This is a genomic window from Proteiniphilum sp. UBA1028 (genome assembly GCF_002316955.1).
Lineage (GTDB): Bacteria > Bacteroidota > Bacteroidia > Bacteroidales > Dysgonomonadaceae > Proteiniphilum.
Window position 1 is genome coordinate 23,708 of the sequence record NZ_DCEN01000088.1, and the last position, 23,095, is coordinate 46,802.

At 45.2% G+C, this 23,095-nt stretch carries 20 protein-coding genes and 1 other RNA gene; 14 read left to right on the forward strand and 7 right to left on the reverse strand.

The window, feature by feature from the left end; translation table 11 throughout:
- The first annotated feature begins 7 nt into the window (after nucleotides 1–7).
- Nucleotides 8–407: a transfer-messenger RNA gene (gene ssrA, locus B3Z75_RS14075) on the forward strand.
- Between the two features lie 191 nt (nucleotides 408–598).
- On the opposite strand, the gene B3Z75_RS14080 is transcribed toward ssrA, so the two are convergent.
- From B3Z75_RS14080 to B3Z75_RS14095, 4 genes are read right to left on the reverse strand one after another with little or no spacing between them, the layout of a single operon-like run.
- Nucleotides 599–1,075, reverse strand: coding sequence for a hypothetical protein (locus B3Z75_RS14080; protein ID WP_294073055.1), 477 nt, complete (start codon nucleotides 1,073–1,075; stop codon nucleotides 599–601).
- Nucleotides 1,076–1,108: 33 nt separating this feature from the next.
- On the reverse strand, nucleotides 1,109–1,522 hold the full coding sequence (locus B3Z75_RS14085) for a hypothetical protein (RefSeq protein WP_294073058.1): 414 nt from the start codon (nucleotides 1,520–1,522) through the stop codon (nucleotides 1,109–1,111).
- Nucleotides 1,523–1,575: 53 nt separating this feature from the next.
- Nucleotides 1,576–2,121, reverse strand: coding sequence for an RNA polymerase sigma factor (locus B3Z75_RS14090; protein WP_294073113.1), 546 nt, complete (start codon nucleotides 2,119–2,121; stop codon nucleotides 1,576–1,578).
- A gap of 53 nt (nucleotides 2,122–2,174) precedes the next feature.
- Nucleotides 2,175–3,263: a tetratricopeptide repeat protein gene (locus B3Z75_RS14095; RefSeq protein WP_294073061.1), complete on the reverse strand. Its 1,089-nt coding sequence runs from the start codon at nucleotides 3,261–3,263 to the stop codon at nucleotides 2,175–2,177.
- Nucleotides 3,264–3,575: 312 nt separating this feature from the next.
- On the opposite strand from B3Z75_RS14095, the gene prmA reads away from it, so the two are divergent.
- Complete coding sequence (gene prmA / locus B3Z75_RS14100) at nucleotides 3,576–4,412, forward strand: 50S ribosomal protein L11 methyltransferase (protein ID WP_294073064.1); 837 nt, start codon at nucleotides 3,576–3,578, stop codon at nucleotides 4,410–4,412.
- Nucleotides 4,413–4,419: 7 nt separating this feature from the next.
- Here prmA and B3Z75_RS14105 read toward each other — a convergent pair whose 3' ends face one another.
- Entirely contained in the window at nucleotides 4,420–5,136 is a 717-nt protein-coding gene (locus B3Z75_RS14105) for a glycosyltransferase family A protein (RefSeq protein WP_294073067.1), read from the reverse strand.
- Nucleotides 5,137–5,315: 179 nt separating this feature from the next.
- Here B3Z75_RS14105 and B3Z75_RS14110 point away from each other — a divergent pair, with 179 nt between their 5' ends.
- Both B3Z75_RS14110 and B3Z75_RS14115 read left to right on the forward strand, forming a co-directional pair.
- Nucleotides 5,316–6,986, forward strand: coding sequence for a putative transporter (locus tag B3Z75_RS14110; protein ID WP_294073070.1), 1,671 nt, complete (start codon nucleotides 5,316–5,318; stop codon nucleotides 6,984–6,986).
- Nucleotides 6,987–7,178: 192 nt separating this feature from the next.
- A complete protein-coding gene (locus B3Z75_RS14115; RefSeq protein WP_294073073.1) occupies nucleotides 7,179–9,848 on the forward strand; it encodes a 4-alpha-glucanotransferase in 2,670 nt (889 codons plus the stop codon).
- Nucleotides 9,849–9,925: 77 nt separating this feature from the next.
- Here the strand turns inward: B3Z75_RS14115 and B3Z75_RS14120 are convergent, their stop codons facing one another.
- Entirely contained in the window at nucleotides 9,926–10,918 is a 993-nt protein-coding gene (locus B3Z75_RS14120) for a class II fructose-bisphosphate aldolase (RefSeq protein ID WP_294073075.1), read from the reverse strand.
- 265 nt (nucleotides 10,919–11,183) lie between these two features.
- Between B3Z75_RS14120 and ald the strand changes: the two genes are divergently transcribed.
- From ald to gcvP, 9 genes are all read left to right on the forward strand, one after another.
- Complete coding sequence (ald, locus tag B3Z75_RS14125) at nucleotides 11,184–12,290, forward strand: alanine dehydrogenase (RefSeq protein WP_294073116.1); 1,107 nt, start codon at nucleotides 11,184–11,186, stop codon at nucleotides 12,288–12,290.
- A gap of 139 nt (nucleotides 12,291–12,429) precedes the next feature.
- Entirely contained in the window at nucleotides 12,430–12,738 is a 309-nt protein-coding gene (locus B3Z75_RS14130) for a DUF3467 domain-containing protein (protein WP_294073078.1), read from the forward strand.
- Between the two features lie 28 nt (nucleotides 12,739–12,766).
- Nucleotides 12,767–13,015 (forward strand): DUF4492 domain-containing protein, encoded by a 249-nt coding sequence (locus tag B3Z75_RS14135; RefSeq protein WP_294073081.1) that lies wholly within the window; start codon nucleotides 12,767–12,769, stop codon nucleotides 13,013–13,015.
- A gap of 41 nt (nucleotides 13,016–13,056) precedes the next feature.
- Complete coding sequence (locus B3Z75_RS14140; RefSeq protein ID WP_294073084.1) at nucleotides 13,057–14,625, forward strand: cytochrome ubiquinol oxidase subunit I; 1,569 nt, start codon at nucleotides 13,057–13,059, stop codon at nucleotides 14,623–14,625.
- Between the two features lie 30 nt (nucleotides 14,626–14,655).
- Nucleotides 14,656–15,810, forward strand: coding sequence for a cytochrome d ubiquinol oxidase subunit II (locus tag B3Z75_RS14145; protein ID WP_294073087.1), 1,155 nt, complete (start codon nucleotides 14,656–14,658; stop codon nucleotides 15,808–15,810).
- A 249-nt stretch (nucleotides 15,811–16,059) separates the two neighbouring features.
- Entirely contained in the window at nucleotides 16,060–16,878 is an 819-nt protein-coding gene (locus B3Z75_RS14150) for an RsiV family protein (protein ID WP_294073090.1), read from the forward strand.
- Nucleotides 16,875–17,498 carry a 16S rRNA (guanine(527)-N(7))-methyltransferase RsmG gene (rsmG, locus tag B3Z75_RS14155; protein ID WP_294073093.1) on the forward strand — a complete coding sequence of 208 codons (624 nt, stop codon included), beginning with the start codon at nucleotides 16,875–16,877 and terminating at the stop codon, nucleotides 17,496–17,498. The genes B3Z75_RS14150 and rsmG overlap by 4 nt, the downstream gene beginning before the upstream one ends.
- An 84-nt stretch (nucleotides 17,499–17,582) precedes the next feature.
- Nucleotides 17,583–18,233, forward strand: a complete 651-nt coding sequence (locus B3Z75_RS14160; RefSeq protein ID WP_294073096.1) for an MBL fold metallo-hydrolase — start codon at nucleotides 17,583–17,585, stop codon at nucleotides 18,231–18,233.
- Nucleotides 18,234–18,302: 69 nt separating this feature from the next.
- Nucleotides 18,303–21,152 carry an aminomethyl-transferring glycine dehydrogenase gene (gene gcvP, locus B3Z75_RS14165; protein WP_414702909.1) on the forward strand — a complete coding sequence of 950 codons (2,850 nt, stop codon included), beginning with the start codon at nucleotides 18,303–18,305 and terminating at the stop codon, nucleotides 21,150–21,152.
- Between the two features lie 46 nt (nucleotides 21,153–21,198).
- Here the strand turns inward: gcvP and B3Z75_RS14170 are convergent, their stop codons facing one another.
- Nucleotides 21,199–21,801, reverse strand: a complete 603-nt coding sequence (locus B3Z75_RS14170) for a hypothetical protein (RefSeq protein ID WP_294073102.1) — start codon at nucleotides 21,799–21,801, stop codon at nucleotides 21,199–21,201.
- A gap of 276 nt (nucleotides 21,802–22,077) precedes the next feature.
- On the opposite strand from B3Z75_RS14170, the gene B3Z75_RS14175 reads away from it, so the two are divergent.
- Nucleotides 22,078–22,938 carry a DUF4382 domain-containing protein gene (locus B3Z75_RS14175; protein WP_294073104.1) on the forward strand — a complete coding sequence of 287 codons (861 nt, stop codon included), beginning with the start codon at nucleotides 22,078–22,080 and terminating at the stop codon, nucleotides 22,936–22,938.
- Nucleotides 22,939–23,095: the final 157 nt, after the last annotated feature.

The window sequence follows — 23,095 nt, forward strand, 5'->3', positions numbered from 1 at the left end:
ACAATATGGGGTTGACCGGTTTTGACAGCGGGTAGAAGAGGTTTGTAAGCATGCAGTGCGTTGTCGGTTTGCACTTTAATCTCAAACGACAAAACAATTAACTGGCAATAACAATTACGCTCTTGCTGCTTAATCGAAGTACAGTAGATTAAAGCTTAATCCCGTCACATGTGGCGGGACAAGACATCACCCGGAAGCTCTGGCTTCGAAGCGTTCCGATCAGGTGGTGCAGATAAATCGGAGATAGGATGGGAGAGGCTTCGGCTCCTTTCCGAAACTAAGAAGATAAGGATTGAGTTTGGTGGCTTCAGTCGCGCTCTTTCCCGACAAATAAAATGAAGCTAAGCATGTAGAAAGCAAATTGCTTCCTCGTTTGGACGAGGGTTCGAATCCCTCCAACTCCACAAATATTTGTAACGCTTTTATTATCAATACTTTAAAACTGCTTAATTGTCTATAACTTGTCTGCCAGACATTTATAGACAATTATTTTATACGATTAGGCCAAAGAGAATTATTATTTTCCAAAATTAAAGAATGCGGAAGGCTATAATGAGCGCCGATTGCCGCATGTTTGCCTGAAGAGGTTTAAAGAACATTACCTTCTTCGGCTGTTTCCGCTGCCTCTGTTTCCCTGTTCACTTCGGAAGTTGGTTACTTCCTTCTGAATGAAGTTTTTTTCAGCTTGTTGTGCCCGGTAAAGTTTTTCCGGGCTGAGAACTTTTTCGAATTTGGTGGCATATTCTTTGTCGAGTGCGGCTTCCCTGATCTTAATCTCAACATCATCGTCGAGCATTCTTCTGTATTCTTCGTCGGAAATGTTGCTGTTGTCCTTAATCCGTTGTACTTTATCCCTATGGAGTTTATGGAGTTCAAATTTCTTTTGTGTGAGCTCGCTGTTCAACGGGAAATATTTTACAGCTTCGGCTTGCGTGAGCCCTGCTTCTTTCCGGATAAATTCCATCTTCCTTTTTTCGTAATCAGCCATGTCCATCTTTCTGTTTTGAGCCGATAAGGAAGAGAAGAATAGGGGAAGCATGCACATAGACAGCAGCAAAATAATACCTTTTCTCATGACAAAATCTTATTAAAGAGGTCTGTTACGATTTTAGTTCAAATAATACTGATTATACATGTAATCATAGTAGCCATCGTCTACTATTTGTTCTTCGAGAAACTGATAAAACTCTTCCTCGGTAACATGTACGGTAGACCAATAATTATCAGCAGCCTGCGGTATACTGGCCGGCTTAACAGTTGTGGACTGTTCCGTTGTAATTTGCCCCCCGTCACTATTCCGGGTCAGAAAATTAATGGTAATATAAATTCCCACAAACATAGCAGCCAGATAAACCCATGGTTTTACCTTATCCCACAGCGACACAGTACGAGGTTCAACGTACTCCTTTTCGGGCAGCCTGCTCATTATCTCTTCATTGAGTTGCGCGAAATAATTTTCAGGTACTTTAAAGGGGTTTTTTGTCTTATCTATTTCTTGTAATTTGTGAATATTTGTTTTCATACCTTTCTCTATTGCGCTGTACTGATGAGTAGACTCGGAGATATCTAAAAGGTTTAATTGGGTTCACCCAAAATCTTTTCGATTTTCTTAACGGCATGATGATAGGATGCTTTGAGCGCTCCCACAGACGTACCGAGAATGTCTGACATCTCTTCGTATTTCATTTCTTCAAAGTATTTCATTTGAAAAACAAGGCGTTGCTTGTCGGGAAGAGTAAGGATGGCTTTTTGTAACATTTTTTGTGCTTCGTCGCCATCAAAATATTCGTCGCTCTCAATGATGTTGAGTAGAAACGCGTCGTCATCGTCGATGGAAATGTTATTCTGGCTTCGTTTTTTATTCAGGAAGGTGATGCTTTCGTTTATGGCAATCCGATAAAGCCAAGTGGTGAGTTTGGCTTCTCCCCTGAAATTTTCGAGGTTGGTCCACGCTTTGATAAAAACATCCTGAAGTATATCGTTAGCATCGTCGTGAGAAAGCACCATCTTTCGTATCTGCCAGTACAACCTCTCGCTGTATTCAGATACCAGACGGCCAAACCCTTTACGGCTTGTAAGCGGATCGTGCAACTCTTCCAGTAGTTTTTCCTCGTCAATCATTTCCTTATGTTCGGACTGCAACGCAAATGTACCTAATTTATTTAATTTGTGTATCAGATATTGTCGCCATTTTCAAACCAAAGCACGAAATTCTCCGCTGCTTCGGTGTTCTGCTGCCACCACTCCAAAGATTCGGGATAGTAAGATACACTGATGTAACGGCAGAAAGTGTCGTAATAGTTGGATAGTTCGATGTGCGAAAAAAACGGAACATAAAAGGTCCAGAAAATACCATGTCTGGAAGTGCTGAGACTCTCTTTCTGGAGCACCTTCATGATTGCCCGGTTCACAAGCTTGAATTGCATAAATTCATCCTCTTCAGCGGGTGTGGACTGCAACGAGTCGAGGGTGGAGGTGATGGCCTGATAGACAAGAATACGATTAAGTCCATCTGCCGTCGACAAAGGGGGGATCTCTTCCGGATGCAGCAATGTACCCGCCTCATTACGCAGCATCTGCTGCTGAATGAAAGAGCGTTCCACCGGCTTGCCCGTTTTTTTTATGCGCATTGTCTGCAGCATCTCTTCAAACGCATTTTTCGATCTCTTGCTGTCGGGCTCCAGCAAAAGAAACATTTGCATAGAGAGGATACTTTGTACCCAAAGCCCTTTGTCGTTCAGCGCGTAGGCATACAACAAAAAAGCGCCGCTGTGCGATTTGTCGAGATCGATAGCCTTTTTAATATGTTTGAGCGTGTTATCCACATCGCCCTTGTTATAGTAATTTACGGCCATGTTGAAGTGAAGCAGATACTCATCTCCATACCTGATCAATCCCTCCTGCAAAAGGGCCAGGGCATCATCCACCTGTCCCATTTCCACCAAAGCTTCACTTTTTACGGCGTAGGCGCCCGGAGAAAGTTGCTTGTCGTTAGTGTTGATCACTGCGGTACTGAACTCCAAAGCTTTTTGAAAATCTTTCAATGCAAGGTAAGACAGCGCTATTTCGTAGGTAGCTTGTGCACAGTTTGGCTGGAGTTTCAATGCTGCATTATATTTATCGATGGCCTGCATGTATTCTCCCTGATCGTGTAATGTTACACCTTCCTGAATCAGTTTCTTTACTTCGGGTTCCTGCCCATATCCATATTCCGGAAATATGAAGGAGATGATAAATAGCGTAATGGATAGTAATATTCTCATATCATTTTTTTGACTGTATGTTTTCATGACGCCGAATAATCAGAAGTCGACATCAACAGTGATGCCACAGCGTGAAAACGGTGATTATTTTTGACGGATAAAAGTAGGACAAAAAAACCAATGCGGGGCTTATATTCTATAAAATAGCCATTTTTTGTAACATTTATAAACAATTTATGGGCCGAAGAAAGGGATTTTTACTTTTTTTCGGGTAGCTATTGTTTTTTTGGGAAGTGTTTTTTTATTCGATTCCCGGAAAGTTGCCTACTTTTGTATCGGGTATAACGAGACGAAATTTGAAAAACCTATAGAATGAAATATATACATGTGCAGTTTACTTGCGATCCGGATTCGGAAATAGTGAAGGATGTACTGGCTGCCACGTTGGCTGATGTTGGATTTGAGACATTCGTGCAAGTTCCTGGCGGATTGGATGCCTATGTCCCGGCGTCTCTTTTTTCCAAACAAAAAGTATCGGAACTCCTTGCCTATTTACCCGTGAAGGCCGATATAAGCTGGTTGCACCACGAGCTGGAAGATAAAAACTGGAACGAAGAGTGGGAACGCCACTATTTTCAACCGATCGTGATTGGCGATGAGTGTTGTATTCACAGTTCTTTCCATCAGCCGGAAAAAAAATACAGATACGACATCATGATCGATCCCAAAATGGCATTTGGTACGGGGCATCACCAGACAACCGGATTGATCCTGAAGGAGATCCTGTCCCTGGATATGCAGTACAAAACCGTACTTGACATGGGGTGCGGAACAGCTGTGCTGGCCATACTTGCTTCCATGAGAAGAGCAACATCGGTCACCGCAATCGATATTGATGAATGGGCCTGTAATAATGCACACGAGAACGTGCAGTTAAATGGCGTTGACAATATCCGGGTGCTGCTCGGAGGAGCCGAGCTGCTGGGTGATTCTACTTTTGATGTGATCTTAGCTAATATAAACAGAAACATTCTCTTACGCGACATCCCTCTCTATGATAAGGTGCTGAACAGAGGTGGCCAGATCATTATGAGTGGTTTTTACCGGGAGGATATCCCGGCTATACGTACCAAAGGAGAAGAGGAGGGATGGACCTATCTCCGTTTTACGGAAATGGATCAATGGGTGGCGGTGACCTTTATGAAATGAGAAAGAACTAGATTTTATCCCTTCTCAATACCAGTTTTTGCCAGTAATAAAGGAGTGGATTGGTTTTCTTGAGATTTTTCCAGGGACGGCTGCTATGTGGGTAATGCAGTACTGGTGTATCGGTGAGTACGTAATTAGACATTCCTAACTCCAGCGCTTTGTGAGAGATGAAAACATCGAACCATGTTTTTCCCTTGTTGAGAAGCTGAAAGTCAAATTTAGAAAGTAAATCGTTGCTTAACAGTGTACAACAGAAACTGATTCTTTTGGGCGATTTAATGCTGCCAAATGCGTAGTTTTTGGCATAGAGATAGGGATAATTGAAGTTTTCTGTCTCGTCAGTAGTAACTGCGCCCAACATAGCCGTATTGGGTAACAGGTGTGCTCTTTCCTGCATTGTTTGCAACGTGTCGGGTTGAATAACCACGTCTGATTCAACGATGACCAGATGGGCGTCGTCCGCCAGTGCCTTCTGCTGGGCAAGCTGCAGTACCAGTAAGTAGTTTGGTGAAGGGTGTTGTGTAAGACTACTCAGATGGACCAGTTCGAAATTAAATCTTTCCTTTGCCTCTAAAAGTGCCTCTATCGTTTCCTCATCACTGAAGTCATCGTATACCGTATATCGTAATTCTGTTGCCATGCGCGAAGTGCAAACACTTTCTATTGTACGGAGTGTTGTTTTAACAGAATTTTTGACTGGCGTGATTACATGTAGCTTCTTCATCTTCATCCGGACTCATTTTTTTACGCTGCAAAAGTACATGAAATTTCTTGATTCTTTCCTTTGGTAATGAATATTGTTGAGAAGCGATGATTTTTTTGACCTTTTGAAAGTTTTTTTAATTCGACGAATTAGCGCTATCTTTGCGGCAACTTAATACACACATTTAGGTTATTGAAAAAATGAATTGGTTAGTGGAATTAATTACCGGGTCTGGAATTGCGCATTCAATTCTGGTGCTTGCGTTGGTGATCTCTGTAGGGCTTTTGCTGGGAAAAATAAAAATTTTTGGCATCTCGCTCGGGACAACATGGATTCTGTTTTTTGGGATTTTTTTGGGGCATCTTGGCTTGGAAATTGACGTAAATGTGTTGCATTTCCTAAAAGAATTTGGTCTGATCCTGTTTATTTTTTCAATCGGTATGCAGGTGGGACCCAGCTTCTTCTCTTCGTTTAAGCAGGGGGGGGTTACCCTTAATCTGCTGGCTACAGGCGTGGTGCTCCTGGGGGTGGTTACAACCTATGTTATTCATACCATCACCGGAATACCCATTGCCACCATGGTCGGGATTCTTTCCGGTGCAGTCACCAACACTCCGGGACTGGGAGCTGCCCAGCAGACTTACACTGATGTGACGGGAGCAACTGACCCCACCATTGCCACTGCCTACGCCGTGGCCTATCCTCTGGGAGTGGTCGGCATAATCTTGTCCATTGTGTTGTTTCGGTTTATTTTTAAAATTAACTTCGCCAAGGAGAACAGTGAGCTGGACGACAAAAATGAGTCCAAACTAACCGAAGCACACATGTTTTCGTTACAGGTGGAAAACCCTTCCATCTTTGGTAAAGATATACGGGATATTAAACATCTCATACAAAAAGAATTTGTTATTTCCCGGTTGTTGCAGGAACGGACTCAGGCGTTGGTAGTACCACAGACAAATACGGTATTGAATGAGGGCGATAAAATTCTGGTCGTTTCCAACCTGAAAAATATTGATGCAATTGAAGCTTTTATAGGCCACCGTATTGATATGAACAGAGAGGATTGGAACAAACTGGATTCGCAGCTTGTTTCGCGCAGAATCTCCATTACGAAGTCGGCCATCAATGGACGTTCTATCGGAAACCTGCGGCTGAGAAATCTTTTCGGAGTAAATATCACCCGTGTAAACCGTGCCGGAGTGGACCTGATTGCCGATTCAAGACTGCAGCTTCAGTTGGGCGACCGGGTGACTGTGGTGGGGTCTGAAGAGTCTATCCTTAATGTGGAGAAGTTTCTGGGCAACTCGCTCAAGCGTCTGAGAGAACCGAATCTCATCTCTATCTTCATTGGAATTGCCGTGGGAGTCATCGTGGGAAGCATCCCTTTCATGATTCCGGGTATCCCGCAACCGGTGAAACTGGGACTTGCCGGTGGACCGCTGATCGTGGCCATTCTACTCAGCAAATTCGGACCTAAATATAAGCTGGTGACCTACACCACCATGAGCGCCAACCTGATGCTGCGTGAGATAGGTATTGCCATCTTCCTGGCCTGCGTAGGGCTGGGAGCCGGTGGAAACTTTGTGGAAACTGTTGTCAATGGCGGATACACATGGATTGGCTATGGCGTGATCATCACCGTTGTCCCTCTTTTGATCATTGGCACCATCGGACGAAAAGTATGTAAGCTGAACTATTTCACGCTGATGGGGCTGATTGCGGGAAGCATGACCGATCCGCCGGCGTTGTCATATGCCAACGCAACTGCCGGGAATGATATACCCGCCGTGAGCTATGCCACCGTATATCCGCTGACTATGTTTCTCAGGGTCATCACTGCACAATTGCTGATTCTTATCTTCCTGTAAAAGAAACAGGTTTGACAGCTCTGTGAGAGCATTTCTGCCGCAATCGATTGCACGGCATTCTGCTGAAAAGAAACCGTTTTCTGTTCCTTTCGTTTGTAAATTATTGTAGATTTGCCCGTGATCTATCAATTTAATACACAACATCATTGAAAAACGTATATCGTGTATAATGATCTAAACGAAAGTATCTGAATGGCTCTTCTAATATTTCAACTCAACTACCATACCACTTGGGGACAACAGGTTTGTCTCTGTGGATCTGTTCCGGAATTGGGACAGTTCGATGAGTCAAATGCAATCGTCCTTTCCAACGAGGGCGATAATTGGTTCGCAGATGTACATGTGCCGGAAACAAAAGTTATTCATTACTATTATTTCATCCGACAAGGTGCATCTGTCGTTCGCCGTGAGTGGGGTGCTAACCGAAAGTTGCATATCATCAAGGGGGAAAAAAAATTCCTCATTCAGGATCTTTGGAAAAATAAACCCTATCACGCATATCTCTATTCGTCTGTTTTTGCCGGGAGCATCTTCCGTCATGCGAAGATGCCCCTCTCTTTAAGATATTATGCCCATTCGGTGGTGTTGAATTTAATTTGCCCCTATGTGCAGAAAGATCAGATGGTTTGTTTGAGCGGTAACTGTGAGGCTTTAGGAAATTGGAATCCGGTACTGGCGAAACCGCTGTCTTATCTGGATGACGGTGAGTGGCAGATTGTGCTGGATGCAAAAAAAATGCCTTCTTCCTGCGAGTACAAGTTTATAATCATGGATAAAGCCACCGGAGAAATTAGGCATTGGGAAGACGGTGGTAATCGGATTCTTCTTGCGGAAAAGGCTTATGAAAATGGTACTGTCTTTGTGGAAATGGCTTTGCAATACCGTTATGACCACTTTAGCTATAAAGGAACAGGTACCTCCGTTCCTGTTTTTTCGTTGAAGACAAACGAGAGTTTTGGAATTGGTGAATTCACCGATCTTTATAAGATGATCGACTGGGCATCCCTTACAAGACAGCAGCTGATTCAATTGCTTCCTGTGAACGATACCACCGCCTCCAGGACCTGGCGTGACTCATATCCCTACAGCGCCATCTCCATTTATGCACTTCATCCAATCTACTTGGGGTGCAGGTCGCACCCACTGAAAGACAGGAAGAAGATGAAAATCTATATCCGGGAGGCAGCACGATTGAACAGCCTGCCGGAGGTAGATTATGAGAAAGTGTTGAAATTGAAGGCGGATTACTGTCGAGATCTGTTTCTGGAGTGTGGCGAGAGAGTCTTGTCGTCTGCCGAATATTTGGCTTTCTATGAGAAAAATAGCCACTGGCTTTTCCCGTATGCCTGTTATTGTTACCTGCGCGACAGAAATGACACTGCCAACTTCAGGGATTGGGGCGAGTTCAGCAGTTACGACGAACATCGATTGTTGCGGATGACCAAAATTTACCCGGAGGCAGAAAAAGAGATTTATTACTGGCATTTTGTACAATACCTGCTTCACGAACAGTTTTCAGGCGTAAAGAAGTATGCCCGGGAAAAGGGTGTTACCCTGAAAGGCGATATTCCAATTGGCATCAGCCGGAACAGCATCGACGCATGGACGGCTCCTTCTCTTTTCAATATGGATACCCAGAGTGGCGCTCCTCCCGATGACTTTTCTTACCTGGGCCAGAATTGGGGTTTCCCCACGTATAACTGGCATGCGATGGCCGAAGATGGGTATGCATGGTGGATTAGCCGCTTTCGCAAAATGTCCGACTACTTTGATGCATACAGAATCGATCATATCCTGGGCTTTTTCCGTATATGGGAGATACCGCTCCAGGCTGTACAGGGTTTACTCGGGTATTTTAGTCCCGCATTGCCATACTGGGCGGAAGAGATAAACCGTGCCGGCATCCCGTTCGACGAGGAACGAATGGTAGAACCGTTCATTCATGAACATTTTCTGCCTGAAATCTTCGGTGACTATGCAGACGAGGTGAAAGACAGGTATCTGGATGTGTCGGGATGGCAGACGTTCAGGTTGAAATCATTTTGCGATACGCAACAGAAAATAAGCCAGTTGTTTACCGATCCGATGGACGAAAAAAGCAGATGCGTCCACGACGGACTCCTTTCGCTTTGCACAGAGGTACTTTTTATACGGGACCAGCATGATCAAAACAGGTTTCATCCGCGTATCACAGCGCAATATACCCATTCGTACCGATACCTGGATGACCCTGTGAAAGATGCTTTCAATCGGCTATACGATGATTTCTTTTATCATAAACACAACTACTTCTGGCGCGAGCAGGCAATGCGGAAACTTCCCATACTGCTTTCTTCAACCACGATGATGGCATGTGGTGAAGATCTCGGGATGGTGCCCGATTGTGTACCCTCGGTAATGAGTGAACTGCAGATGCTGAGTCTGGAGATTCAACGCATGCCCAAAGATTCAAAGACGTTGTTCACTGATCTGCATGCGCTGCCTTATCTTTCGGTATGCACAACATCTACTCACGACATGTCGCCTATTCGAGCATGGTGGACCGAAAACAGAGAGGTGACACAACGTTATTATAACGAAATTCTGCACCATGAAGGCGAAGCTCCCGAAGAATGCAGCGCAGCACTCTGCAGGGAGATCCTTACAAGTCATTTGCAATCAACGGCAATGTGGGTAATATTGCCCTGGCAGGACTGGATGTCGGCCGACGAAAAGCTGCGTAACCCAAATGCTGATGCTGAACGAATAAACGTACCGGCTAACCCTGCACACTACTGGCGTTATAGAATGCACCTTTCGCTGGATGATTTGCTGAAAGAAACGTCTTTCAATAAGATGATTGCAGAGATGAACGTGCGGTGATCTTACGAAAAAACCACAAAAAAAGGATTGCGCCACTTCGGCCAATCCTTTTTTATATATTCAGGATAGTGTCTGTTTTATGCTTTTCCAGCGCTACCCAGTACTTTTTCTGTCTTGTGCATGTACAGCTTTTTCAGCTCCTCGCGAGCAGGCCCCAGGTATTTACGGGGATCAAACTCGGCCGGATTCTTGGCGAACACTTCGCGTACAGCTGCTGTCATAGCCAGACGACCGTCAGAGTCGATGTTTATCTTGCATACGGCCGATTTGGCAGCTTTGCGCAGCTCCTCTTCCGGAATGCCGATGGAGTCGTTCAGTTTACCGCCATACTTGTTAATGGTTTCCACATATTGTTGGGGCACAGAAGACGAGCCGTGAAGCACGATGGGGAATCCGGGAATACGTTTCTCAATCTCTTCGAGAATATCGAAACGAAGGGGGGGAGGTACCAGCACACCATCTTCGTTGCGGGTGCACTGATCCGGGGTGAACTTGAATGCACCGTGTGAAGTGCCGATAGAGATGGCCAGTGAGTCGACACCGGTGCGCGACACAAAGTCGACTACTTCATCGGGTTCAGTATAGGTGTGGTGTTCTGCCTGAACATCGTCTTCAATACCAGCCAGTACGCCCAGCTCTCCTTCCACAGTCACATCGTATTGATGAGCGTAATCAACCACTTTCTTTGTCAAGGCGACGTTTTCTTCGTAAGGAAGATGCGAGCCGTCGATCATTACAGATGAGAAACCACTTTCGATACAGTCTTTGCAAAGTTCGAAGCTGTCACCGTGGTCGAGGTGAAGCACGATGGGGATTTCATAACCCAGTTCTTTGGCATATTGAACGGCTCCCTGGGCCATGTAGCGCAATAAAGTCTGATTGGCATATTTACGTGCACCGCTGGATACCTGGAGGATCACAGGCGATTTCGTTTCCACACAGGCGGAAATAATGGCCTGCATTTGTTCCATGTTGTTGAAATTAAAAGCGGGGATGGCATAGCCGCCGTCTATTGCTTTTTTGAACAACTCTTTAGAGTTTACTAAACCCAAATCTTTATAACTTACCATTGTGCAAATTGTTTTATTTTCAGATAATCTAAATACCATACAAAAATACGATTTTATCTGTAAACTACAAAAAATGTTTCGACTTTATCACAAGTGGTAGAGTTTATCAGATTTGATTGATTGGTCATCTTCTTTGCTTTTTTGATAAAATAACCGACGTTGATTCTGGAATTTTTCAACAGGAAACATAATTTTATATTTTTTTTGTGCTATTTTTGTTTTAGAAACATTGCAGTTCTTTTTATAATATCTAAAACGTATCATGATGACCATTGGAATACCCAAAGAGATTAAAGTACAGGAGGGCAGGGTTGCAATGACTCCCGCGGGAGTGTATGAACTTACCCGCAGAGGACACATCGTATGTGTGCAAAAGAATGCCGGCCTGGAAAGCAATCTGCCGGACGAACGGTACGTGAAAGCGGGAGCCGAAATACTCAACACGATTGAGGAAATATATGCGCGTGCCGATATGATCGTGAAAGTAAAGGAACCGCAGGAAAGTGAGTTTTCCCTGATCAGAAAAAAACAAATTCTATTCACTTTCTTTCACTTCGCTTCCGACCAAATATTGACGGAAGCGATGGTTCGAAGCGGGGCTGTGTGCATTGCATATGAGACTGTGATGGACAGCAACGGGGGGTTGCCTCTGCTTACTCCCATGAGTGAAGTGGCGGGACGCCTCTCTGTGCAGCAGGGAGCTAAATACCTTGAGAGGCCACAGGGTGGAAAGGGAGTGCTGTTGGGAGGTGTTCCGGGTGTGAAGCCTGCCGATGTAGTCATTATCGGTGCAGGTGTGGTGGGATTCAACGCGGCGATGATGGCTTCCGGGCTGGGCGCGAAAGTAAAGATTCTCGACATTAATTTAAACCGGCTTCGTTACCTTTCGGAAATAATGCCTGCCAACGTGGAGACTGTTTATTCTACCAAAATGGCAATTTCAGAATTGGCGAAAACTGCCGACCTTGTTATCGGAGCCACCTTGCAGGTAGGCATGAAAGCCCCTCACCTTGTAACCCGTGAGATGCTGAAAGAGATGACACCCGGTACAGTGATTATCGATGTTTCTGTAGATCAGGGGGGATGCTTCGAAACCACACATCCCACAACCCATGTGAATCCTACCTATGTGGTGGACGGAATTATTCATTACTGTGTGGCGAACATTCCTGGAGCTGTTCCTGTGACCTCTACCCGTGCCCTCACAAACGCGACCATGCCTTATGTGATTACCCTGGCTGAAAATGGATGGCAAAAAGCCTGCATGAGCCATCCCGATCTGAAACAGGGTTTGAATATCGTAGAAGGAGATGTGGTATTCAAGGGGGTTGCCGATTCGCTGAATCTTCCTTACAAAGAATGGAGAAATTGATCGGAATAAATAAATGGAGGCAAAATTTAAAGAAATATTTCAAGAATGTCTTGTTTTCTTTTGCTGATAATGAAAATTTAATTTTCTTTGCTTATCCTTATTTATAATATTTATAAATAACCATAATTCATAGTTTACAATGGAAAAAAACAATCAGGATAACCAGATCCAGATAGAATTGAGCGATGAGATTGCTCAGGGAATATATTCCAATCTGGCTGTCATTTCACATTCAACCTCCGAGTTTGTCATCGATTTCATCCGGATTGTGCCGGGTGTCCCCAAGGCAAAAGTCAAATCAAGGATTATTCTCACACCCGAACACACCAAACGGTTGTTTGTGGCATTGAAAGATAATATCGACAAGTTTGAACAACAAAACGGAGCCATCCGCCTGCAGGCAGAGCCGGGTTTCCTGCCTCCTATTGGGGGGATTGGAGAGGCCTGACCGCGGGATCTATTAAATCACAGCAGCAATGGAAATAGAAATCATGAGACCCGTGGTAAAGTTTAACTGGTTTAAAATGTTCTGGGACGGTTTCACAAATATGAACCGCTTAAGCAAAACACTGTGGATTGTGGCAATCGTGAAACTGATTATCATGTACTTCATCTTGAGGCCTTTCTTTTTTCCCAATGTCCTGGATACTACCTACGATAACGATGCAGATAAAGCAAAACATGTACGCACCGAACTATTGGAAAAGGCCTCGGGAGCGGAATAACAACAACCTGCAATATTAAACAAGTTTAATCTGAAGAATATATGGATCTATTAAGTGCATCTGCAGTAAATTGGTCAAGGGCACAGTTTGCGCTCACTGCCAGCTATCACTGGCTATTTGTTCCCCTCACCATTGGACTGGCGCTCATCATGGCAATCATGGAGAGCATCTATGTGAAAACAGGAGACGAGAAATGGAAGCATACAAGCAAGTTTTGGCAAAAGATTTTTGGAATTAACTTTGCCATAGGTGTGGCTACGGGCATTATTCTGGAGTTTCAGTTCGGCACAAACTGGTCGAATTACAGTTGGTTTGTGGGAGATATATTTGGTGCTCCCCTTGCCATTGAAGGGATCATCGCCTTTTTTCTGGAAGCCACCTTCATATCAATCATGTTTTTCGGCTGGAACAGGGTGAGCCGCAAAACTCACCTTTTATCAACCTGGCTTGTTTTTGTGGGATCCTCCCTATCGGCTTTCTGGATACTGGTAGCCAATGCCTGGATGCAGTACCCCGTAGGAATGGAGTTCAACCCGGAAACAGTGCGGAACGAAATGGTTGACTTTTGGGCAGTGGCTCTGTCTCCCGTAGCTTATAACAAGTTTTTGCATACCACCTTCTCCTGCTGGGCTGTCGGTGGCTCCTTTGTTGCTGGCGTGGCGAGCTGGTACCTTCTGAAAAAGAGACACACCGACTTTGCTATTCAAAGTCTCAGAATTGGCTCGCTCGTGGGGCTGGTCGCTTTTGTGATGCTTGCCATAACCGGCGATGGATCAGCCTATCATGTGGCGCAAAAGCAACCAATGAAGCTTGCAGCCATGGAAGGATTGTACGAAGGTAAAGAAGGTGCCGGACTGGTGGCAGTAGGCATGCTGAATCCTGCCAAGACTGCTTATAATGATGAAGTGGATCCTTATATATTCAAACTGGAAATACCCAAGCTCCTCTCCCTGCTGGGGTATCGAAACATCAATGCTTTTGTACCTGGGGTAAAAGATATTGTGGATGGGGGATACCCCCTGGCCGACGGTACCACAGCGCTGTCGTTTGAAGAACGCAAGGTGCGTGGCAAGAAAGCCATTCAGGCTTTGGCCGATTACCAGGTCGCCAGAGAGGAAGGCCGCGACGCCGATGCTGCCAACCACGAAATCATCTTAAGAGAAAACTATGCCCATTTCGGATACGGTTACCTCGAAACAGGGGAGGAACTGATTCCAAATATTCCGCTCACCTTTTACAGCTTCCATCTGATGGTGATGATCGGATTCTTTTATATTCTACTGTTTCTTGTGATATTCTACTATCTGTACAGGAAAAATATGAGCAGGACCCGGTGGCTCCAGTATGTGGCATTGTGGAGCATCCCTTTGTCGTACATTGCGGGTCAGCTTGGGTGGGTGGTTGCCGAGGTGGGGCGCCAGCCGTGGACCATTCAGGATATATTGCCGGTAAATGCTGCTGTATCAGCTGTTTCGGGGGAAAATGTGATGACTACCTTTATCTTGTTTGCTGTTCTTTTTACGGGGTTGCTTGTAGCCGAAGTGACCATCATGGTGAAACAAATTAAAAAAGGACCCGAAGTTGCTGAATATGAAAAAGTTGAAAATTGAAAATATGGAACTTACTAAATAAACAACGCAATGATAACATACGATTTTTTACAAAAATACTGGTGGTTTATTATGTCATTCCTTGGGGGGCTTCTGGTGTTCCTGCTTTTTGTGCAGGGGGGGCAGTCGATGCTCGGATCTCTCTCAAGAAAGGAAGATGAAAAGAAACTGCTGATCAATGCGCTGGGGCGTAAATGGGAATATACATTTACAACTTTGGTGACGTTTGGCGGCGCCTTTTTTGCCTCGTTTCCCTTATTTTATTCTACCAGCTTCGGCGGTGCTTACTGGGCCTGGATGATCCTGCTTTTCTGCTTTGTGCTGCAGGCAGTTTCGTATGAGTTTCAGTCGAAGCCCGGAAATATATTTGGTCCCAATGTGTACCGTGCCTTTCTCTTTGTGAACGGGGTATTGGGTACTTTTCTGCTGGGTGTGCTGGTAGCTACTTTCTTCACCGGCTCCGAGTTTACCGTGGGCAAAGGAAATATTGCCGGTCTGGGCACGTCGGGCATTGTAATCAGCCAATGGCAAAACCCGCTGCACGGACTGGAGTTACTTGGTAACCTCCGCAACCTCTGCATGGGGATCGCTATTTTGTTTCTGGCCCGAACACTGGCCAGTCTCTTTTTTGTGAACCGACTCAATCATGAAGTGCTGGAAAAAAGGTCACGTAAGTTTGTGTTGTACAATGGGTTGCCTTTTGTGCTGTTTTTCCTTGTTTTTCTGATTTGGACGCTTCTGGGAAAGGGATATGCCGTGGATCCTGTTACAAAAATCGTTTCACTCGAAGAGATGAAATACCTGCAGAATTTTCTCGATATGCCGTGGGTGATGGCGTTGTTCATTTTGGGTGTTTTGGCTGTTTTGTGTGGGATCTTTCTGACGGTCTTCAATCAGCGGTTCAAAAAAGGTATTTGGCTTACCGGCGCCGGAACAGTCGTTACCGTAACCATGCTACTTCTGGTGGCCGGCTATAACAATACGGCTTACTATCCGTCGTCTGCCGACCTGCAGAGTTCGCTAACGCTCCAAAACTCCTCGTCCAGTGAATTTACTCTTTCTGCCATGACGGTGGTGTCGCTCTTTGTACCGGTCGTAATTGCTTATATCGTATATGCCTGGGGCGCTCTGGAAAAAAAGAAGCTGGGGCTGGATGAACTGGATACCGACGGAAAAGCTTATTGAGCAGATTCTTATAATACGTATTGCATCTGTTCTTTGCAGAATACTGATGCAAAATTTCAAAAGAGAGGGATGCAACAAGAATGTACCCTCTTTTTGTGGAATTTTATCACAAATGCGCAGATGTCCCGATAAAATGCGTAATTTTGTGGTTTATTTGTTTCGTATATGAGGGGAATAAAGAAAAAAAATGCTTACTTACTACCTGCTTTAGTTTTGCTGATCGTCGCATGTAACAGCAAAGGACGCAGCATGTTTCGCGCAGAAAACAACGTTGATTTTGATACAGTCAGGGTGAGCGAAAGGTACCATCTTGAAGGAGATACATCGAAACCTTTCTGTGACATACGTGTGGAATTTATTTATCCGGCAAGCAGTTCCAAAATCAACGTCGACACACTTCAGCGGTTCTTCGTGAAACATATGTTCGGAACACCCTACGATACGTTGACACCCGCTCAGGCGGTAGATGGTTATGTGAACAGTTTTAAAGAGAACTATAGTGCCGATGCTGCGACCTACAGGGAAAGTGCTAAGGACATGATGGAGCTTAACGAGCTGATTCCCGGCATTGATTTATCGGACAGTGAACATGCTATGAAAGATGTTTTCTACTCTTATTACGAGAACCTGTCCGACTCTGTCGTTTACAATCAATACGGAATCATTGCCTTTCAGGTGAAGCAGTCAAACAACAAGGGGGGGGCTACCTCCTACAATTCATACCGTAACTATGTGATCAATTTAAATACCGGCAATAGGGTGACCGAAAGCGACCTATTCAATGCCGGTTACGATTCTGCTTTGCAAAGTCTCATTGTCACTTCCCTGCTGGACCAGAATAATGTGAAAACAGTTTCTGAACTTGAAGACCTTGGTTTCTTCGGGATTCAGGAGATTGTCCCCAACAAAAATTTCCTGTTAAACGAAAAGGGAATCATTTATACCTTTAACAAGGGGGAGTACTCGGCATATCAACTTGATGCCCCACAGGTTTTTATCCCCTATGGAGCCATCCGATCCCTCTTGAAAGAAAATACCATAGTACATAAACTGGCCGAATTACAGTGAACGATATCGAAACTTATTTTCCCAACCTCACAGCACTGCAAAAGCAACAGTTTGATGCACTGCCTGGCTTGTATGCCGATTGGAATGCCAAAATCAATGTGATTTCCCGAAAAGATATCGGCAACCTTACCCTGCACCATGTATTGCATTCGCTGGCCATTGCACGGTATATCTCTTTTGTACCAGGTACCCGTATTATGGATGTGGGTACAGGTGGTGGATTTCCCGGGATACCGCTTGCTATATTTTTTCCTGAGATTCACTTCTTGCTGCTTGATAGTATCGGGAAAAAAATCAAGGTTGCAGAAGCTATCGCAAAAGAAATCGGACTGTCAAACGTGGAGGTGAAGCACGCACGTGTGGAGAACGAAAAGAATAAGTACCATTTTATCGTGAGCCGGGCAGTCATGGTGTTGCCGGAACTGGTCAGAGTCACACGCAAAAATATAACCACGGAACAGATAAACGCCCTTCCAAACGGTATCATCTGCCTGAAGGGAGGAGATCTTACAGCCGAGATTCAGCCTTTTAAAAGAATGGCCGATGAGATCTCCCTTTCCAAATACTTCGCTGAACCCTTCTTCCAGACAAAGAAATTAGTATACGTCTCTCTGAGTTGATCATTTTATCTTCGGCCTAATCCGGATTAATCCAAAAGAAAGTGCTATTTTTGTTCTTTCTATAACGCAACTTAACGCCATTTGATGAAGATTAAAATATTTGAATTCAATCCTTTGGGCGTAAATACTTATGTTCTCTCCGACGCATCCAAAGAGTGCGTTGTGATTGATGCAGCCTGTTTTTATGCCGATGAAAGGGAATTATTGCTCAACTATATCCTTGATCACGATTTTGTGGTGAAGCACGTTATCAACACCCACTTGCATTTTGATCACCTTTTTGGTGTCAACATGCTGGCATCGCAGTTTGGAATTACATTGTCCTGCCATCAGGCAGATGAATTTCTTCTTGAAAATATTCCTGCGCAGCTAAAGTTGTTCGGACTTCCAAACGTGAATACCGATTTCAAACCCGATATAGGAAGGTATCTCCATGAGGGTGATCGGATTCATTTTGGTACCCAGATCCTCGAGGTGATTCATCTGCCAGGACATTCGCCCGGAAGCGTGGTGTTTTATCATAAGGCCGAAGGTGTCTTGTTCAGCGGTGATGCACTTTTTCACTCCGGGATAGGACGTACAGACCTCGCCGGAGGGGACTATGATTTGCTGGTAAAGGGAATTCAGACGAAGCTCTTCTCGCTACCGGAAGAAACCAGGGTATATGCAGGCCATGGCCCGGCAACCACTATCGGGTATGAGGAAGAACACAACCCTTTTGTGGGAGAAGGATAATGACCAGGCAGGGATTCACCTCCGAAACAAAGAGATTAACAAAAGGTTACAATCATATCGTTCATTATGTTGAAAATGGAACAGTTTAAAAATCGTCATGTCGGTCTCTCCGAAGCCGAAAAAAAAATGATGCTCGAATCACTCGGAGTCAATTCGATGGAAGAGCTGATTGATCAGACAATTCCTTCCGATATCCGTTTATCGGAACCTTTGTCACTACCTGCACCGTTATCGGAACATGAATATGCAGAAGAGATCGCGCATATTGCCTCTCAAAATCAGCTGTTTACCTCTTATATAGGAATGGGGTGGTACGATACCATCACCCCGGCAGCCATATATCGCAACGTATTCGAAAATCCTGTCTGGTACACCTCTTACACACCCTATCAGGCAGAGATATCGCAGGGGAGGTTGGAAGCACTGTTAAACTTTCAGACTGTGGTGAGTGAACTGACCGCACTTCCTCTGGCCAACAGTTCTTTGTTGGATGAAGCTACCGCTGCCGCCGAAGCGGCTACCATGATGTATGGACTACGCAGCAGGGATCAGATAAAAAATAACGAGAAGACTTTGTTTGTGGATGAACGAATCTTTCCGCAAACACTGTCGGTATTGAAAACACGCATGCACTATGCAGGGATAGAAGTGATTACGGGCGATTGCAAAACTTTGACTTTCGATCAGCATTATTTTGGAATGATTCTGCAATACCCTGATGGCGATGGAAATGTGGATGATTACCGTGAATTGGTGAAAAAAGCACACGAGGCAGGTTGCAAGGTGGCTGTGGCAACCGATTTAATGGCGTTGGTACTGCTCACGCCTCCCGGAGAATGGGGCGCCGATATTGCTTTTGGCAGCAGTCAACGCTTTGGCATTCCCATGTTTTACGGTGGCCCCTCGGCTGCTTTCTTTGCTACGAGGGAAGAGTATAAGCGGTCCATGCCAGGACGCATCATAGGCATTTCAAAAGATGCTTACGGCAAAGAAGCATATCGCATGGCACTTCAAACACGCGAGCAGCATATTAAACGGGAAAAAGCCACTTCCAACATTTGCACGGCTCAGGCACTGCTGGCAACCATGTCGTCGTTTTATGCGGTTTATCACGGACCGGAAGGATTGAAAAAGATTGCCCGCCGCATCCACTCAATTGCTTCTCATGTGGGCGATGAATTGAGGGAGATGGGCTTTAAACAGTTGAACAGAAGCTTCTTTGATACCTTAAGAATTGAATTGCCCGACAATATTTCCGTGCAGGACATCCGGGAAAATGCAGAGATGAGATCCATCAACCTGCGTTATTACAACAACGGTGAAGTCGGCATCAGTATTGATGAGACTACCAACAATTACCGGGTGCATGAGCTACTCGCTGTTTTTGCCATGGCTGCCGGCAGCTCTAAGGTGTTTATGATTGATGAGTTGCCCCTGAAAATAACGTTGAAAGAGTCACAGCTCCGAAAATCGGACTTCCTGACGCACCCCTCGTTTAACAGTTATCATACGGAAACCGAACTGATGCGCTACATCAAGCGGCTGGAACGAAAAGATATCTCGCTGGCGCATTCCATGATTTCTCTCGGCTCTTGCACGATGAAACTGAATGCTGCATCCGAATTGCTACCTCTGGGATTGCCCGGCTTCCAGCGCATGCATCCCTTTGTTCCGGAAGAACAGGCTTCAGGCTACAGGCAGATGATCGATGAGCTGGAAAATATGCTTGCAGAGATTACGGGTTTTGCTGCTACCAGCCTGCAGCCTAACTCCGGAGCTGCCGGAGAGTATAGTGGACTGATTACCATTGGGGCCTACCTCGAAAGTAAGGGGGAAGGACATCGCAAGGTGGTACTTATCCCGGCATCGGCACACGGCACTAACCCTGCCAGCGCCGCTCAGGCAGGGTTTACCCCGGTAACGGTTGCAAGTGATATGAAAGGAAATGTAGACATGGAGGACCTGCGCAACAAGATTTCCCAACATCGGGATGATCTGGCAGCTTACATGATAACCTATCCTTCCACACACGGTATCTTCGAAACGGAGATCAGAGAAATGTGTCGACTCATCCATGAGGCCGGCGGACAGGTATACATGGACGGAGCCAACATGAACGCACAGGTGGGATATACCAATCCCGGAACCATTGGTGCCGATGTGTGTCACCTGAATCTGCACAAAACCTTTGCTATCCCCCATGGGGGAGGGGGACCCGGTGTGGGTCCTATCTGTGTGGCGGAGCATCTTGCCCCGTTCCTGCCTGGACATCCCGTACAGCTGCCAACCGATAAGAATACCGTATCGGCAGCTGCTTATGGCAGCGCCGGCGTACTGGAGATTACCTATGCCTATATTCGCATGATGGGGGCCGAAGGCTTGAAGGAAGCTACAGCAGCAGCCATACTAAGTGCTAACTATCTGGCCGAAAAACTGAATGACGCTTACGGCATCGTCTACAGGGGTGCCAACGGTCGGGTAGGGCATGAGTTGATTCTCGACTGCCGTGGTCTGAAAGAAGTGTCTGGCATCACCGAAACGGATATCGCAAAGCGGCTGATCGATTATGGCTATCACGCTCCCACATTATCGTTTCCCGTCCACGGCACACTGATGGTAGAGCCCACAGAGAGTGAAAGTCTTGCCGAGTTGGATCGATTTGTGGATACGATGAATCAAATTCACGAGGAGATCATTGAGGTGTCGCGTGGTGAGTACTCGGCCGAGGATAACGTACTGGTAAATGCACCGCATCCTCAGTACGAAGTGACAGCAGACGAATGGAATCATGCTTATCCCAGAAGCAAAGCTGCTTTTCCATTACCTTTTGTTGCGGAGAACAAGTTCTGGGTCAATGTAGCCCGGGTAGACAATGCATATGGCGACCGGAACCTGGTCTCATGCCTCTGCATACAATAAACAGGGCCGGGAAACAGATGAATAGGCAGCGGTGGAGCGGTTGTTCTTAAAACAATCCGGGCAGTTCACCCTGTTCAAAAACAACTAACGGGGAGTTGGAAATATCGTTTCGGAAGGCGTCGGTGATTTCTTTGTTTACTACTGTCAGGATTACCTTTACGCTGTTTTCCATCACATCGGGGTAGGCTCCGGCAAAATGAGTCATCACGGGATGATTTTCCGGGATGGTGGTGTCGATAAGAAATGCATCAATACGATCCATCTCCTGCATCATCTGTTTATAGGAATATTTTACACTTTCTACATTGAAATTATCCGTGCCGAGAATGTCGATCAACTGCTTGATGTGCTGCTCCCTGTTTCCGGTGACAGTGATTACAAAAGTGCCGTTATTGTCGATAAACGAACCACCATAATAGTCGGGATAAAGGTTGGGATCCGATTCCCTCTCCATCCAGTCCTCGCTGAAAGAAATCATCAGCTTCTCGTGTAAGTCCATCGCCGACGGATTGTCTTTGGAATTTGCAGTCACACTGCCAGCGACGGAATCTGACGAGCTGGCTTCACTACGCTGTCGACCCGACTGATTGCAAGAATTGAAAAAGATCCAGCTCATGGATATAAGTAAAAAGAAGGTAGTTGCTTTCATTATAAAGATAAATTGTGTTTGATCACACGTATAACGAAAAAAACGACATTTTGTTTAGAGAAATATCTGAGTTCGCCGCTAAGCTGTTTAATGTCAGATTGAAATAATGGAATGCTTCATTTTTACTTTTTTACTTTTTCCCATTTAGCACTTCTTTCGAATCTTTAACCGTAGAGAATGAACATTCGGGTGGTTTGTGTTTGTTTCAAGAGGGAAAAAATGTTCAATTGAATATTTTTCCTTTTAAGCAAAACTTTATTTTAAATGCAAGACTTTATGAAAACAAATTTTTTTAAAAATGGTTTCCTGGCAGTAGCCTCATTACTGATGTTATGGGGCGTTGTAAGGTGTACAAGCGAGAACGAAAAGCTCACCGATGGAAAAGCAACCATCCAGTTTAAACTGACGGATGCACCTGCTTTGGAATACGACGAAGTGAATATCGATATTCGAGGTGTGCGTGTGGGAGTTGCCAACGACTTTTTTTATGTTGATGACGAAGGCGATGTTGATTCGAGCATGGTGACCTGGGTGGATCTGGATATACCGAACCCTGGCATATACAATCTGTTGGATTTCAGAAATGGGGAGACGGTGTTGTTGGCTAATGGCGATATTCCGGCCGGGAAAATCAGTCAGGTCAGGCTAATCCTCGGCAACCAAAGCAACGTGGTGGTTAATGGGATGGCACATGATCTAAAAACTCCGTCAGCCCAAACCAGCGGCCTGAAATTTAATCTGCACGAAACACTGGTGCCCGACATGGCCTACAGCTTCGTTATTGACTTTGATGCCTCACGATCGGTAATAAAAAGAGGCAATGGGACCTACCTGCTGAAGCCGGTCATTCGTACTTATGCCGATGCATTTGGTGGTACAATCAAAGGAATTGCTTTGCCGGCACGGGAAGATACGGTAGGTGTCAGTTATGTGCAAATTATCAGCGGGGAGGACACGTTGATTTCTCTTCCCGAAGAGAACGGATTGTTCCTGTTCCCCGGTCTAAAACCGGCTCTGTGGAATCTGACTGTCTTCGCAGACACAACCTCCACATACAGGGATACGGTTATCAACGATATTGAAGTAAAGGTTGGAGAGGTGGTTGATCTAGGAATCATCCAATTGAAGAACGACTGATACTTTCCCGGATTTTGAATCCATCTTTTGTTAAATGAAAAAATGGAGCCACTCTCTGGCTCCATTTAATTTATTTTCACATCATCGCATGTACAAACAACGGCATCTTTATTATCTTTGCAAGAGATTTTTTGCCTTTGAGAAGAAATTAAAAAAT

Excerpts from the sequence above, each read along its gene's own strand:
- B3Z75_RS14080 (WP_294073055.1), bottom strand. The coding sequence starts at position 1,075 with ATGAGAAAAGGTATTATTTTGCTGCTGTCTATGTGCATGCTTCCCCTA.
- B3Z75_RS14085 (WP_294073058.1), bottom strand. The coding sequence starts at position 1,522 with ATGAAAACAAATATTCACAAATTACAAGAAATAGATAAGACAAAAAAC.
- B3Z75_RS14090 (WP_294073113.1), bottom strand. The coding sequence starts at position 2,121 with ATGATTGACGAGGAAAAACTACTGGAAGAGTTGCACGATCCGCTTACA.
- B3Z75_RS14095 (WP_294073061.1), bottom strand. The coding sequence starts at position 3,263 with ATGAGAATATTACTATCCATTACGCTATTTATCATCTCCTTCATATTT.
- prmA (WP_294073064.1), top strand. The coding sequence starts at position 3,576 with ATGAAATATATACATGTGCAGTTTACTTGCGATCCGGATTCGGAAATA.
- B3Z75_RS14105 (WP_294073067.1), bottom strand. The coding sequence starts at position 5,136 with ATGAAGAAGCTACATGTAATCACGCCAGTCAAAAATTCTGTTAAAACA.
- B3Z75_RS14110 (WP_294073070.1), top strand. The coding sequence starts at position 5,316 with ATGAATTGGTTAGTGGAATTAATTACCGGGTCTGGAATTGCGCATTCA.
- B3Z75_RS14115 (WP_294073073.1), top strand. The coding sequence starts at position 7,179 with ATGGCTCTTCTAATATTTCAACTCAACTACCATACCACTTGGGGACAA.
- B3Z75_RS14120 (WP_294073075.1), bottom strand. The coding sequence starts at position 10,918 with ATGGTAAGTTATAAAGATTTGGGTTTAGTAAACTCTAAAGAGTTGTTC.
- ald (WP_294073116.1), top strand. The coding sequence starts at position 11,184 with ATGACCATTGGAATACCCAAAGAGATTAAAGTACAGGAGGGCAGGGTT.
- B3Z75_RS14130 (WP_294073078.1), top strand. The coding sequence starts at position 12,430 with ATGGAAAAAAACAATCAGGATAACCAGATCCAGATAGAATTGAGCGAT.
- B3Z75_RS14135 (WP_294073081.1), top strand. The coding sequence starts at position 12,767 with ATGGAAATAGAAATCATGAGACCCGTGGTAAAGTTTAACTGGTTTAAA.
- B3Z75_RS14140 (WP_294073084.1), top strand. The coding sequence starts at position 13,057 with ATGGATCTATTAAGTGCATCTGCAGTAAATTGGTCAAGGGCACAGTTT.
- B3Z75_RS14145 (WP_294073087.1), top strand. The coding sequence starts at position 14,656 with ATGATAACATACGATTTTTTACAAAAATACTGGTGGTTTATTATGTCA.
- B3Z75_RS14150 (WP_294073090.1), top strand. The coding sequence starts at position 16,060 with ATGTTTCGCGCAGAAAACAACGTTGATTTTGATACAGTCAGGGTGAGC.
- B3Z75_RS14160 (WP_294073096.1), top strand. The coding sequence starts at position 17,583 with ATGAAGATTAAAATATTTGAATTCAATCCTTTGGGCGTAAATACTTAT.
- B3Z75_RS14170 (WP_294073102.1), bottom strand. The coding sequence starts at position 21,801 with ATGAAAGCAACTACCTTCTTTTTACTTATATCCATGAGCTGGATCTTT.
- B3Z75_RS14175 (WP_294073104.1), top strand. The coding sequence starts at position 22,078 with ATGAAAACAAATTTTTTTAAAAATGGTTTCCTGGCAGTAGCCTCATTA.